Annotated in this window: 5 protein-coding genes and 1 pseudogene; all 6 read left to right on the top strand. The window is 42.4% G+C overall.

What is annotated here, in order from left to right; all coding sequences use genetic code 11:
- Positions 1 to 65: 65 nt before the first annotated feature.
- The 6 genes and pseudogenes from U2F10_RS04075 to ectB all read left to right on the top strand — a co-directional run bounded on the left by U2F10_RS04075 (position 66) and on the right by ectB (position 14,434).
- Positions 66 to 4,811 (top strand): amino acid adenylation domain-containing protein, encoded by a 4,746-nt coding sequence (locus tag U2F10_RS04075; protein WP_499870902.1) that lies wholly within the window; start codon positions 66 to 68, stop codon positions 4,809 to 4,811.
- 232 nt (positions 4,812 to 5,043) lie between these two features.
- Complete coding sequence (locus U2F10_RS04070; protein ID WP_499870901.1) at positions 5,044 to 6,066, top strand: TauD/TfdA family dioxygenase; 1,023 nt, start codon at positions 5,044 to 5,046, stop codon at positions 6,064 to 6,066.
- Between the two features lie 15 nt (positions 6,067 to 6,081).
- A complete protein-coding gene (locus U2F10_RS04065; protein WP_499870899.1) occupies positions 6,082 to 10,719 on the top strand; it encodes an amino acid adenylation domain-containing protein in 4,638 nt (1,545 codons plus the stop codon).
- An 86-nt stretch (positions 10,720 to 10,805) separates the two neighbouring features.
- Positions 10,806 to 11,600: a class I SAM-dependent methyltransferase gene (locus tag U2F10_RS04060; RefSeq protein WP_499870897.1), complete on the top strand. Its 795-nt coding sequence runs from the start codon at positions 10,806 to 10,808 to the stop codon at positions 11,598 to 11,600.
- Positions 11,601 to 11,664: 64 nt separating this feature from the next.
- Positions 11,665 to 13,065, top strand: a complete 1,401-nt coding sequence (locus U2F10_RS04055) for a condensation domain-containing protein (RefSeq protein ID WP_499870896.1) — start codon at positions 11,665 to 11,667, stop codon at positions 13,063 to 13,065.
- A 114-nt stretch (positions 13,066 to 13,179) separates the two neighbouring features.
- Positions 13,180 to 14,434, top strand: a pseudogene (gene ectB, locus U2F10_RS04050) (diaminobutyrate--2-oxoglutarate transaminase).
- The last annotated feature ends 41 nt before the right edge of the window (positions 14,435 to 14,475 follow it).

Raw genomic sequence — 14,475 nt, 5'->3', positions numbered from 1 at the left:
TAGTAATTAGAACTCTTAACTACCACAGCCTAATAAGAGTTTAATCTATGAGCTTGAATAGAAAGATGAATACAAGTAAGGAAGAAATATTAGCGAGAGCTGCTAAGCTTTCACCTACAAAAAAAGCGCTTCTAGAAAAGCGCTTACGAGGTGAAGCTGAATCAAGTTCTAGGTCAAGTATTGTTGTTCGACGTTTCAGCGTAGCTCCTCTACCCCTATCCTTTGGTCAGCAACGGCTGTGGTTCCTTCAAAGGTTGGAACCAGATAACTCTTTTTATAATGAACACTTTGCCATACGGCTGATAGGTTTACTCGATGTAGCAGCGTTGGAGAAGAGTCTTAACGAGGTTGTAAAACGCCACGAAGTGTTACGAACTACCTTCGAGATGTTCGAAGGGCAACCTGTTCAAATCATTGCCCCCAGCCAGACCTTTGCACTACCAGTCATAGATTTGCTCCAGTTACCAGAGGCTCAGCAGATCAAAGAAGTCCAGAAGTTGTCACTTGAGCAGAGTCAACGATCGTTTGATTTGGTTCAAGGCCCCCTGCTGCGATGTTCACTGTTGGCACTAAGTGAGCGCAACCATGTATTGCTATTTACGATGCATCACATCGTTTATGATGGCTGGTCAGGGAGTATATTTACTCACGAATTGTCATCGTTTTACCAAGCTTTCTCTATTGGAAAATCGGCTTTGTTGCCTGAATTGCCGATCCAATATGCGGACTTTGCGATTTGGCAGCGACATGAGTCTCAAGAAGCAAAGCTAGCATCTCAGCTGTCCTATTGGAAGCAGCACCTGAAAAATGCACCACCCCTGCTACAGCTCCCTACGGATCGACCAAGGCCATTAATTCCAAGCTATCGAGGTGCAAGGCAATCATTCCTGTTACCCAAGGAAATAACTGATGCGCTTAAGGCAATCGGCAGGAAAGTTGAGGCTACTCTGTTCATGACCCTGCTGGCGGCATTCAAAATTTTACTTTATCGCTACACTGGGCAAGAAGATATTGTAGTAGGTTCTCCTACAGCTAATCGTACTCAGGCTGAAATTGAAGGGCTGATTGGCTGTTTCGTCAACACGCTGGTAATGCGCACCGCTGTTTCAGGCAATCTAACTTTTGAGACACTTTTATGTCGAGTGCGTCAGGTGATGATAGATGCCTACGCTAACCAGGATGTGCCCTTCGAAAAACTGGTTGAGGAACTGCAGCCAGACCGGAATATCAATTACAATCCCCTGTTTCAGGTATCGTTTATTTTACAAAATACTCCAAAGGTGGAATTTGAATTGCCTGGGCTGACTTTAACCCCTTTTGAGGTTGAAAGTACCAAAGCTGTGTTCGACTTACGCTTGGATGTCGTAGAGACTGATTCGGGGCTTGAGGGTTTCTGGGAGTATAGCACTGATTTATTTGATGCTTCTACCATAAACCGCATGAGGGGGCACTTTGAAATCTTGCTCAAAGCCATAGCAGCTGATCCACAACAGCAGGTTGATCAATTGCCACTGTTAACTGAGTCTGAGCAGCATCAGTTGGTGGCGTGGAACCAAACCCAAGCAGATTATCCTAAAGAGGCATGTATTCATGAGTTATTCGAAGCTCAAGTAGAGAGTACTCCCGATGCAATAGCGATAGTATTTGAAGAGCAAACACTAACCTATCTGGAATTAAACCAGCGAGCAAATAGACTGGCCCACTATCTCAAAAAGCTAAAGGTTAAGCCAGAAGTGCTTGTGGGCATCTGTGTGGAGCGATCGCTGGAGATGGTAATTGGCCTACTAGGCATACTTAAAGCTGGCGGGGCTTATGTCCCTATTGACCCAGCCTATCCTCAGGAACGCATAGCATGGATTTTGTCGGATTCCCAAATCTCAGTACTGGTAACTCAAGAGCACTTACTCGAAAAGCTTCCTCAACATGGGGCTCATGCCCTGTGTTTGGATAAAGATATTCATTGGGAAACTGTTAGCCCAAATTCCCCACTTAACATCGCCAAACCAGAAAACCTGGCTTACGTCATTTATACATCGGGTTCTACAGGAAGACCCAAAGGAGTGCAAATTCCTCACGGTGCTGTAGTGAACTTCCTCAAATCGATGAGTAGAGAGCCAGGATTAACAGCATCTGATACGCTCCTGGCGGTTACTTCTATATCTTTCGATATTGCTGCCCTAGAACTATATCTACCTCTGATTACTGGGGCGCACCTAAACTTAGTTAGTCGTGAAGTCGCCACTGACGGTAAGCAGCTACAGAAGCAACTCAACACTTCTGGTGCGACTGTGATGCAAGCCACTCCAGTCACATGGCGCATGTTGTTGACAGCTGGATGGCAAGGCAACCCCAAGTTGAAAATACTTTGTGGTGGTGAAGCTTTACCCAAAAGTTTGGCACAGGAGTTACTCGATAAAAGTGCAACTCTATGGAATTTGTATGGTCCGACGGAGGCTACCATTTGGTCAACAGCCTGCAAAATAGAAACGAACAATCTTTCTAGAGCGGGAGTATCGATTGGAAATCCTATTGCCAACACCCAGATTTATCTTTTAAATTCATGTGGTCAGCCGGTGCCAGCGGGTATACCCGGTGAGTTACATATTGGTGGTGCTGGGCTGGCTCGAGGCTATTTAAATCGTTCCGAATTGACAGCTGAAAGGTTCATTACCCATACCTCAGGGGAAAGACTTTACAGAACTGGAGATTTGGCTCGCTATCTCCCAAATGGCAAGATCGAATACATTGAACGTCTTGATAATCAGGTGAAAATTCGTGGTTTTCGCATTGAGCTAGAGGAGGTTGAAACGGTACTAAATAAGCATCCAGCTGTGAGACAAGCTGTGGTTATCACAAGGGAAGATGAGTCAAGTAATAAAATTCTAGCGGCATATGTTGTCGGCCATGCTTCTTCAGAAATCATTACTCAGGAATTACGAAGATTTCTGGAGAAAAAGCTACCCAGATATATGATCCCATCGACTTTCATGGTGTTAGAGACACTTCCTCTGACGCCTAATGGCAAGATAGACAGACGTGCCCTACCGGTACCGGAGGCTAACTCCTCTTTAGAGAAGGCTTTCGTTCAACCTCGCAATCCATTCGAGGACTTGCTATCTAAGGTTTGGGTTAAAACTCTTAATCTTGAACAGGTGGGTGTCTATGATAATTTCTTTGAGCTGGGTGGTCACTCGCTTTTAGCCACTCAAGTTATTTCTCGAATAGAGGAAACATTTAGGGTGGAGCTACCTTTAAGGCTCATTTTTGAGTCACCGACAGTCGCTGGAATAGCTGAAGCAATTCAGAATGCAAAGGAATCAAAATTTCAGCGGAAAATTCCTCCCATTGAGCGTGTCTCACGAAATGGCAATCTACCGCTGTCTTTTTCTCAAACTCGATTGTGGTTTCTAGATCAACTAATTTCAGATAGATCCGCTTATAATCTTCCATCTGCTGTAAGTTTGGTGGGTTTGCTTAATGTGGTAGCTCTAGAACAGTCCTTTAAAGAGATTGTCCGTCGTCATGAAATTTTTCGTACGACATTTCCTGTGGTTGAGGGAGAGCCTATACAGCTGGTTACTCCATCCCTAGATGTAGAATTTCATTTGCCAGTGGAGAATTTATGCCACTTACCAGAAGCTGAGCAGAAGAGTAAAGTCCAGCTATTAGTTGAGGAATGGGGGCAAAGATTATTTGACTTAGCTCAAGGTCCGTTACTGAGAATGGCTTTGGTGAAGCTAAATGAGCGGAAACATTTGCTCATGTTCAATACGCATCACATTATTTCTGATGGATGGTCCATAGGGGTGTTAATCAGAGAACTGGCGACACTTTACGAGGCTTTTTCTCAAGGTCAGCCCTCTCCACTACCAAAGTTGCCGATCCAGTATGTTGACTTCGCAGTCTGGCAACGTCAATGGTTACAGGGGGAAGTATTAGAAGCTCAGCAAGCTTACTGGAAGCAGCAACTGGAAGCAACACCTCCCGTATTGGAGTTACCAACTGACCGACATCCCCCCTCTGTTATAACTTCTCAGGGAACTAAGAAATTCTTTGCACTCTCCCAAAGTTTGACAGAAAAAATAAAAAACTTGAGCCAACAAGAAGGCGTTACGTTGTTTATGACCCTGTTAGCGACATTTAAAGTGTTGCTCCATAGCTATAAAGGTCAAGAAGACATTCTAGTGGGTTCTCCCATTGCCAATCGGAATCGACCTGAAACTGAGGGGCTTATTGGATTCTTTGTGAATACGCTTGTCTTACGAACGAATCTATCAGGTAATCCGAGTTTTCGAGAATTTTTAGGGCGAATTCGAGAGGTGACATTAGGCGCTTATGCTCATCAGGATTTACCCTTCGAAAAGCTGGTGACAGAGCTAGGTTTAGAGCGCGGTCCTAATGAGAATCCCCTATTTCGAGTCTGGTTTGTTCTCCAGAATGCTCTCATGCCAGCCCTAGAGCTTCCGAGTTTAACTCTAAATGCCCTAGAGTTTGAAACTGGAGCCGTCCGACATGATTTAAAGTTGGATTTAATGGAGACACCGGAGGGGCTGAAGGGCTTCCTCGAATACAGAATAGATCTATTTGAAGCTTCAACTATTGCTCAAATGGCAAAGTTATTCGAGTTTTTGCTTGAGACTATTGTTCAGCAGCCTGATATTCAACTTGGGTCGCTAGTAACAGTTTTAGCGGAAGAAAAAAAGCAGCAGCAACTTACACAGGAAAAAGAATTTCAAAAAGCACGTCGTCAAAAACTTAGCAAACTTGAGCGCAAAGCGGTTAATGGCATTTCAGTTGACAATTTAAATTGAAGAATCGTTGTCAGACAACGATTATGCGATTCTGAGATGAGGTGTTAAAGGAACAGGGGTTGGGATGATTCAAGTTTGAGAACATTCGCTTATATAACTGACGGATAGGGACAGTTGTGGATAAAATTGCCCAATATGGGTTCTCTCTCGAAGGCTAACCATGTTCCTCATATCATTCCGATGTCATATCTTTGATAGTCGATGATAATTCCAAAACCCCTAAAGAAGCAGCATGAGATTCAAAGGTATTAGTCGAAAGACAGTCAATATTTCGCAAGCAGGGCTGATTGAGACACAGTTAATACAGCCCAACCAGAGGTTGCCTCTGGTCGTAAAACCTGCTGTTTCTGATATTAGTTTGATTAACTGGACAGCAACTAATAAAACGTTTATCGAGACAATGCTGTTACAGCATGGCGGCATCCTATTTCGAGGATTTAAATTGCAATTGGCTTCAGAATTTGAAGCTCTTATTAGGGCACTTTCTGGGAAGCTGACGGAGTATTCCTATCGCTCAACACCTCGCAGTAAAGTGAGTGGAAATGTCTACACATCAACTGAATATCCAGCAGACCAGCTTATCCCTTTGCACAATGAAATGGCTTATGCTTCAAGCTGGCCGATGAAGATTTTGTTCTTTTGTTCAGAGGCAGCACAACATGGTGGGGAAACGCCAATTGCTGATAGCCGGAAGGTTTTTCAACGCGTTAATCCAGATGTAAGAGAGCGATTCCGCCATAAGAAGATTATGTATGTTCGAAATTATGGAGAAGGACTCGATCTTCATTGGAAAACGGTCTTTCAAACTAACGAAAAATCAGAGGTCGAAACTTATTGTCACCAAGCAGAGATTGAGTTTGAATGGAGAGGTGCTGATCACTTGAGAACTCGTCAAGTTTGTCAAGCTGTAGCTACTCATCCTAAAACGGGTGAAACTGTTTGGTTTAATCAAGCTCATTTGTTTCATGTGTCTAGCTTGAAGACAGAAGTCAGGGATTTTTTACTATCAGTCTTGAAAGAGCCAGATTTACCCCGTAATGCCTATTATGGAGATGGTTCTAGGATTGAAGATTCAATATTGGATGAAATTCGTGAGATATATCACCAAGAGACAATTATGTTTCGTTGGCAGAAGGGTGATATACTACTGCTAGATAACATGCTGACAGCTCATGGGCGTATGCCATTTTTAGGAGCGCGGAAGGTAGTTGTGGGGATGGCTGAACCCTACAGTGAGACTGTTCAAAATCGGTGATGCAGAGTGGAAGCCATGCAGGACTTATCTATCGAAGGTTTTAGACTTTCCCCTCAACAAAAGCGTCTTTGGCAGCTTCAGGAAGCTGATTCTAAAGAGGCTTATTGTGCCTGTTGTTCAATCTTAATTGAAGGACATTGTCAACCTGAGATATTGAAAAAGGCTTTACAGAGAAGCTTTAGAAGATATGAAATATTACGAACTAACTTTCAATCTTTAGAGGGGATGACAGTCCCACTGCAGATCATCATCGATGAGATTACAGTGCCGATTACTGAATATGAGTTTGAGGGATTGAGCGCTGAAGAGCAGAATGCTAAGCTTGAACTGTTGTTTCTCGAAAAAAAGCAGAAAACTTTTGATTTTGGGCGAGGAGCACTTTTAGATGTTTCCTTGGTAACTCTTTCTTCTGAGAAACGTGTGCTGATTGTATCTTTGCCTGCGCTCTGCGCTGATAGAGTTACCTTTAAAAATTTGATTCTTGAAATTGGTCGGGATTATATAAATTGCTTAAATAATCAGGACCTAGCAGATGTGACCCATCTGCTACAGTATGCCGATCTTGCTGAATGGCAGAATGAGCTGTTCGAAGGAGAGGAAGCTGCAATAGGGAAAGATTACTGGAGTAAGAGGGAAGATATTATTGCTTTTGCACAGCATAAGTTTAGTTTTGAAAACTCAGAATCATTAAAGCTGGGCTTTAAGCCTGAATTACTTAGTTTATTTCTTGCCGCTGATCAGGTTGTTAACTTAGAGGCTATCTCCCATAAATACGGTGTTGCAGTTTCCGTAATTCTTCAGGCTTGCTGGCAGATTTTGCTATGGCGATTAACTGGAAAGTCAGATGTCACAATTGGTGCCCATTGTGATGGTCGAAACTATGAAGAGTTGGAACCAGTACTCGGATTATTTTCCAAGTTCTTGCCTATCTGTTGTCATTTGGAGGATGAGCTTAGGTTTAATGAGGTATTAAAGCAGGTTGATGAAACAGTAGTTGAAACCTTAAAGTGGCAGGAATCTTTTGCTTGGGAACAAATAATAAAGCTAAGCGAAGATGCTCCGGAGATATCATTTTTTTCTAGTTGCTTTGAATTTGATGAGCGACCTGTCGAAAATTCTGTTGCTGATCTTTCTTTTTGTATTGATAAGCAATACGTTTGTTTTGACCGATTTAAATTAAAGCTTTCATGTGTGCGCAGTAACGATACGTTATTGGTAGAGCTTCACTATGATTCTGAGTTGTTCCAGAGGGAAGCCGTTGAACTTTTGGCAGAGCGATTTCAGAGGCTGTTAGCAAATGTCATTGAGAATTCTGAGACTTTTATCGGTCAACTGGAAATATTAAGTGATCAAGAGCGCCAGCAATTATTGATCGAATTCAACGAAACTCAGACTGATCATTCGTACGATCAGAGTCAGTGTATTCATCGGTTGTTTGAGACACAAGCAGATAGTCAACCAAATCAAGTTGCTGTCGTTTTTGAAGACCAGCATTTAACCTATGCTGAACTCAATGCTCGAGCGAACCAGCTGGCTCATTACTTGCAGCAGCTGGGAGTCGGACCAGAGGTCTTAGTCGGTCTTTATGTAGAGCGATCGCTCGAGCTGATAGTGGGACTTCTTGGCATACTTAAAGCTGGCGGAGCATACCTGCCTCTAGATTCTGCCTTACCAAAGGAGAATGTGGTGTTCCGGTTGAAGGATGCTCAAGTATCGGTGCTGTTAAGTCAACAGCAACTGGTCGAGGCACTTCCTGAAAGTGAAACACGATTGCTATGTTTAGATAGCCAATGGGAGACAATTGCTAGAGAGAGCAAAGATAATTTGAGTTCTGAGGTCGGAATTCAAAATTTAGCATATGTGCTGTTTACTTCAGGTTCTACAGGTAAACCTAAGGGTGTTGCGGTCGAGCATCGACAGCTTTTTAATTACATAAATTCGATCTCAGAAAAGCTAGAACTTTCTACTTGTAACGAGTTTGCTATTGTTTCTACCTTTGCTGCCGACTTAGGCAATACTGTCATCTTTCCTGCTCTCTGCAGTGGTGGATGTCTTCATGTGATCTCACAAGAGCGTGCTTCTAATCCAGAGGCCCTAGCGAATTACTTTTGTCATCATTCCATCGATTGTCTAAAGATTGTACCTTCTCACTTGGCTGCCCTGTTGACATATTCTCAGCCTGAGAAAATCTTACCTAAGCGGCGGCTGATTCTTGGAGGAGAAGCTTGTAGTTGGGCGTTGATCAAGCAAGTCCAGAGCCATACTTCAAATTGCCTAATTTTTAACCACTATGGGCCAACAGAAGCGACTGTCGGCGTACTGACCTATCAGGTCAGTGCAGAAACTTCATACATAAATCATCTGCAGGGGGGGACGGTGCCGATTGGTCGTCCCATTGCTAATACGCAGATCTATCTCCTTGATTCCTATTTGCAACCGGTGCCCATTGGTGTGCCTGGAGAGATTTATATCGGGGGTGCAGGGGTAGCTAGAGGTTATTTCAATCACCCGGAACTCACTCAGGAAAGTTTTATTCTTAACCCCTTCAATCATTCAAAGTTCAAGGTTCAAAGTTCAAAATTATACAAGACAGGGGATTTAGCTCGATATCTGTCCGATGGCAACGTTGAATTTCTGGGACGGGTTGATCACCAAGTCAAAATTCGTGGTTTCCGTATTGAGTTAAGGGAGATTGAAATCACCCTTAGGCAGCATCCTGCAGTTCAGGCAACAGTGGTGTTAGCACGCGAGGATCAACCAGGCAATAAGCGTTTGGTTGCCTATCTAACCTCTAAAAAGCAAGCTAAGCTCACCACGAGTGAGTTGCGTAATTTCCTGCAGACCAAGCTTCCGGAGTACATGGTGCCTTCTGCCTTTGTGCTGCTGAATGAGATACCCTTGACTCCCAACGGTAAGATAGACCGTCAAGCAATGCCAGCTCCAGGGACGACTCGTTCCGAGGAGATCGGAACCTTTGTTGCACCACGCACGAATGTTGAGGAAGTGCTGGCTGACATCTGGACTCAGATTCTCAGACTAGAAAAGATAGGCGTCCACGATAACTTTTTCGAGTTAGGGGGGGATTCTATTCTCGGTATTCAGGTTATTTCAAGAGCGAATCAGGCAGGTCTGAAGCTCACCCCTAAGCAATTGTTTGAACGCCAGACAATTGCTGAACTAGCGGCGATTTCTACCACGAATCAGGGAATTCAAGCTCAGCAAAATCTGGTAACGGGTTCAGTTTCCCTGACACCGATTCAACATTGGTTCTTTGAACAGAGTTTACCTGAGGCCCATCACTGGAATCAATCAATTCTGCTGGAAGTCCACCAAAAGCTAGATCTGACCCTTTTGAAGCTGACGATTCAGACGTTACTTGAACATCATGATGCGCTGCGCTTACGCTTCGTCCATCAATTAACTGGTTGGCAGCAGTTTGAAGGTGAGCCTGATGAAGTAACGCCATTGACGCTCTTCGACTTGTCGACTACTTCAGACGCAGAGCGAGAGCTTGCCATATCGACAGCCGCTACAGAATTGCAGGCTAGCTTGAACCTATCTGAAGGTCCTGTGATGCGGGTCGCTTACTTTGATTTAGGGGATAACCGCTCTGCTCGCTTACTATGGGTTATTCACCACTTAGCGGTTGATGGTATTTCTTGGCGAATCTTGTTAGAGGACTTCCATCGGATCTATGGACAATTGATCCAGGGCGAGGAGATTCAACTGCCCCCAAAAACCACTTCGTTTCAATATTGGGCTGAAAAATTACATGTGTACGGGCGGTCAGAAACCCTACAACAAGAGCGAGATTATTGGTTAAGAGAGTCTGCTCGACCGGGGACTCCTATTCCAGTGGATTTTTCTGAGGGTAAAAATACTTTGGCCCAAGCTCGGGTAGTATCGGTAGCGTTGAGTCAAGAAGACACCCAAGCATTGTTGCAGGAGGTTCCGAAAGCTTATCAAACTCAAATCAACGATGTGTTGCTGACAGCATTGATACAATCATTTACTCCATGGACGGGAGGCAATTCGCTGCTAGTAGACTTAGAAGGGCATGGACGGGAAGATCTCTTCGAGGATGTCGACCTTTCAAGGACTGTTGGTTGGTTTACGGCAATTTTTCCAATATACCTTCATGTTGATGAGCCGACCAATGTGGGAGAAGCATTGAAGACGATTAAGGAGCAGCTCAGACGTATTCCCAATCGAGGAATTGGCTATGGTGTTTTACGTTATCTCAGATCTGAGATTCTAGCGTCTGGGCCACATCAACCTCAATCTGAAATCAGATTTAATTATTTAGGTCAGACCGACCAAGGATTTCAAGATTTCTCGGTTTTGGGTTTGGCGGCGGAGTCTGGCGGATTAGAACGCAGTTTGGCAGGACGTCGAAGCTATTTATTAGATATTAGTGGAATAGTTGTTGGTGGGCGGTTACGATTGAATTGGACTTACAGTGAGGCCATTCATCGTCGGGCTACGGTTGAAACTCTGGCAGAGAAGTTTATTGAATCGCTGCATGCGCTTATTATTCATTGCCAGTCTTCGGAAGCAGGAGGCTATACTCCTTCTGATTTTTCTGAAGCGAATGTGAGCCAACATGAACTTGATAACTTACTTGCAAAAATAAGCCAGACTACCGATAACTAGAAATTAAGGATATCCTCCAAACTGAATGACCTGGATTTAGATGGCTATTCAAAACCTGTTCTATAACTAGTTCTACATAGGTACTTATGTCTGCTTTAAATCTTAAAGAGCAACAAGATCATCAGGGACAATATGATGTTTTGGCTTCAGTATTAAATAAGCTCTATCAAAAAGAATATTCGAAGGAGAACTTGGAGTTTATTAAGACCATATTTCAGCAGTTGTTTTTGCAATATATTCCTGAAAAAGGCCGAATTCTGGACCTTGGTTGTGGATCAGGTCAGTTAGCAAGTCTTTTATTTGAATCAGGCTATCAAGTTACTGGAATTGATATTTCTGAGAAACTTCTCAGTTATGCTCGCAAGAATGCACCTGAAGTCGAATTTGTTCAAAGTGACATTCGCCTTCTTGAATACTCACCTACTTTTAATGGGATTTTTTCGAAGGGTGCTCTAATGGTTATGATGAGTCTTGAAGGACTTGAGGATGTATTCAGACGAGTGTATAGTGCATTGCTAGGTAATGGTGTTTTCATGTTTGATGTGCGTCAAGAAGAATCTGTTATGTCTTGGGGTAAATCTCTTGCTGATGCTCATACCAAAACACTTTCTGTAGAAGATGATTATGTCTGGATGTGTCGAAGTACTTATGAGCCAGGAGAAAAAGTTATGCATAACTTTTTTACGGTTTTTGAACTGGTTGACAGTACGTGGTTGCGCACAGATACAGATTTTTACGGCAAAATATTTTCTACTGAAGAGATTAAAGAAAATCTGGAGAAAGTAGGATTTAAAGAAATCCAAGTTTTGCAAGATGGGAAGGAATTAGGGAGCGAGATAGTTACAGGAAGAAACTTGTTTGTTTGTAGGAAATCCGATTAAAAAATCATACCCCTTTAGAGATTGTTTAAGTTGGCAGTAAATCTAAGCAAGGGATTTTTAAGTAATGAAAGTTGATTCTGTTCAAGATATTTATGAGCTTTCGCCAGTGCAGAAGGGGATTCTCTTCCATAGTTTATACACTCCTGAAACAGGGTTCTATTTCATCCAATTTAGCTATAAAATTCACGGGGATCTCGATATTGTTGCTTTTGAGCATGCTTGGCAACAGTTAACAAATCGACATACCATTTTGCGTACCAGTTTCTACTGGGAGGATATTGAAAAACCACTACAGGTTGTACATCGACAGGTAAAAGTACCTATTGAACAGTATGATTGGCGTGGAGTAACTCCTGCAGAACAACAAAACCGCCTGTACGCTTTTTTGAAGAGTGACCGCCAGCGGTGCTTTGATTTCTCGAAAGCACCGCTGATGCGTGTGACTTTGATTCGATTGGCTGATCATTCTTACCAGCTTGTCTGGAGCAAACATCATCTCATTATCGATGGATGGTCAGGAAGCTTAGTAATGAGAGAAGTTTTTCAACTTTATCAGGCATTTTGTAATAGTCAAGACCTTTCTTTGCCCCCTGCTATTCCTTTCAAAAACTACATCTCCTGGTTGCGAAAGCAAGATATATCTAAAGCGAAATTTTACTGGCAGAAATTACTCGGTGAAGTTAGAAAGCCTACACCTTTAACTTGTTTAAAGAGTACAAGCTCTGGCCAAGAGGAAAGATTTGATGAAGAGCAAGCCAAGATATCAGCAGCAACTACGGCTCAGCTGCAATCCTTGGCACAGCAGCATCGGCTTACCCTGAACACTCTATTTCAAGGCGCTTGGGCTTTGCTTCTCAGTCGTTACAGTTGTCAAAGTCAAGTGGTTTATGGGTGCGGTGTTTCTGGTCGCCCTGTAGATTTAAAGGGAGCAGAGTCAATGGTAGGAGTATTTATTAATACCTTACCCATTTTTGTTGATGTGGATCCTGAGCAATGTCTGTTGCCGTGGCTTAAGCAACTTCAAGCTCAACTTGTTGAAACACGTCAGTATGAGTACAGCCCACTAGTAGAAATTCAAAATTGGAGTAAACTACAGCCTGGTTTTCCTTTGTTTGACAGCATCGTCGTGTTTGAAAATTATCCAATGCCTGAGATTTCTGAGAAGGATAAGAAAGAGCTAGAGGTGCAGCAATTTACTGCGTTTTATAAAACCAATTATGCTCTGAATGTAATCGGTTATCCTGGTCCAGAGCTAATGCTAGGAGTCAACTATGATTGCGGTCGTTTTGATTCAACCACAATCACCAGCATATTAAAACATTTTGAGATATTGCTTCAAGGAATGGCAGCGAATCCTGAAGCTCGTCTCAAGGACTTGTCATTATTAACTCCAGAACGACAGCAGTTCACTCTAAAGATGTTGAAAGAAATGACTTTTAATTTTAATTTGGCTTCGTGTAATTAAATGGGCATCTAAGCCAGATATAGGTCAGGCAAGAAGTAGTCTAATTATCTATAGGCAGATTAGAGTTTGTCTCCTTTACAAGACTCAAAATAATAAGGTCAGTGAATAGTTGCCATGAATATCTTTGAAAAATACGAATCAAATGTAAGAAGTTATTGCCGAAGTTTTCCAGCTGTATTTCACAGGGCTAAAGGCTCTATAGTCTATTCTGATTCTGGAAAAGATTATATCGATTTTCTTGCAGGTGCAGGTGCATTAAATTATGGTCATAATAATGACTATATAAAGCAGCAGGTGATGCTCTATTTAGATGCAGATGCTATTACTCATGGTTTAGATCTTCATACATCTGCTAAGGAAAGATTTTTAGAAAAGTTTTTAAAAGAATGTTCTAACCCCCAAAAAACTGGATTATCGTGTCCAATTTTGCGGCCCTACGGGAACAAATGCTGTTGAAGCAGCTCTAAAGTTGGCCAGAAAGATCAAGAAAAGAGCAGGGATATTCTCCTTTATGGGGGCCTACCATGGAATGACATTGGGGAGCCTATTAGTCACCGGTAATACTACGATACGTTCAGGAATAAGGGGAGCATCAGGTAACGTGTCATTTATGCCATATCCTTTTGGATTTATGGAGACGATTGACACAATAGAGTATATGGAGTCAGTACTTAATGACGCCAGTTCTGGAATTGAAAAACCGGCAGCAATTATATTTGAGACAGTACAAGCTGAAGGGGGAGTAGTGGTAGCACCCATTGATTGGATGCAAAGACTCAGAGAGTTGTGTGATAGACATGACATTCTGTTAATTTGTGATGATATTCAGGTTGGCTGTGGCAGAGTCGGTTCTTTCTTTTCTTTTGAAAGAGCAAATATCGTTCCTGATATGGTGATACTCTCAAAATCTATAAGTGGATACGGTTTTCCAATGTCACTATTGCTGATTAAATCAGAACTAGATGCTTGGGAACCTGCTGAACACACAGGTACTTTTAGAGGAAATCAGTTGGCCTTTGTTGGTGGAACAGCTGCTTTAGAATATAGAGAGCTGATTAAGCTTGAAAAGGAAGTAAAAAGTAAAGAATCCTTCTTGAAGACTTTCTTACATGAAGAAATAGCATCAATTCACAAAGGTATAGATATACGTGGAATTGGTATGATTTGGGGTATTGATATTAGTAAGCTTGCAGATGAAAGGTTAGGAAAAGCCATAGCTTCAAGTTGTTTTGAACTAGGATTAATAGTCGAACGAGTTGGGAGAAATGATACTGTTCTAAAGATCTTGCCCCCTTTGACAATTGAAATGCCTACTTTACAAAAAGGATGTTCGATTATTAAGCAAGCCTTTGATGAATGCTTGATATAACAGTATTTTTTTGGATTCTAAGACTTTGGGTTGCTTTATTG

The sequence above is a fragment of the Leptothoe sp. EHU-05/26/07-4 genome (genome assembly GCF_043421015.1).
GTDB lineage: Bacteria > Cyanobacteriota > Cyanobacteriia > Phormidesmidales > Phormidesmidaceae > Leptothoe > Leptothoe turfae.
This window is presented reverse-complemented; position numbering and strand designations above follow the sequence as displayed.

Coding starts and splice junctions, on each gene's coding strand:
- U2F10_RS04075 (WP_499870902.1), top strand. CDS start 66: ATGAATACAAGTAAGGAAGAAATATTAGCGAGAGCTGCTAAGCTTTCA.
- U2F10_RS04070 (WP_499870901.1), top strand. CDS start 5,044: ATGAGATTCAAAGGTATTAGTCGAAAGACAGTCAATATTTCGCAAGCA.
- U2F10_RS04065 (WP_499870899.1), top strand. CDS start 6,082: ATGCAGGACTTATCTATCGAAGGTTTTAGACTTTCCCCTCAACAAAAG.
- U2F10_RS04060 (WP_499870897.1), top strand. CDS start 10,806: ATGTCTGCTTTAAATCTTAAAGAGCAACAAGATCATCAGGGACAATAT.
- U2F10_RS04055 (WP_499870896.1), top strand. CDS start 11,665: ATGAAAGTTGATTCTGTTCAAGATATTTATGAGCTTTCGCCAGTGCAG.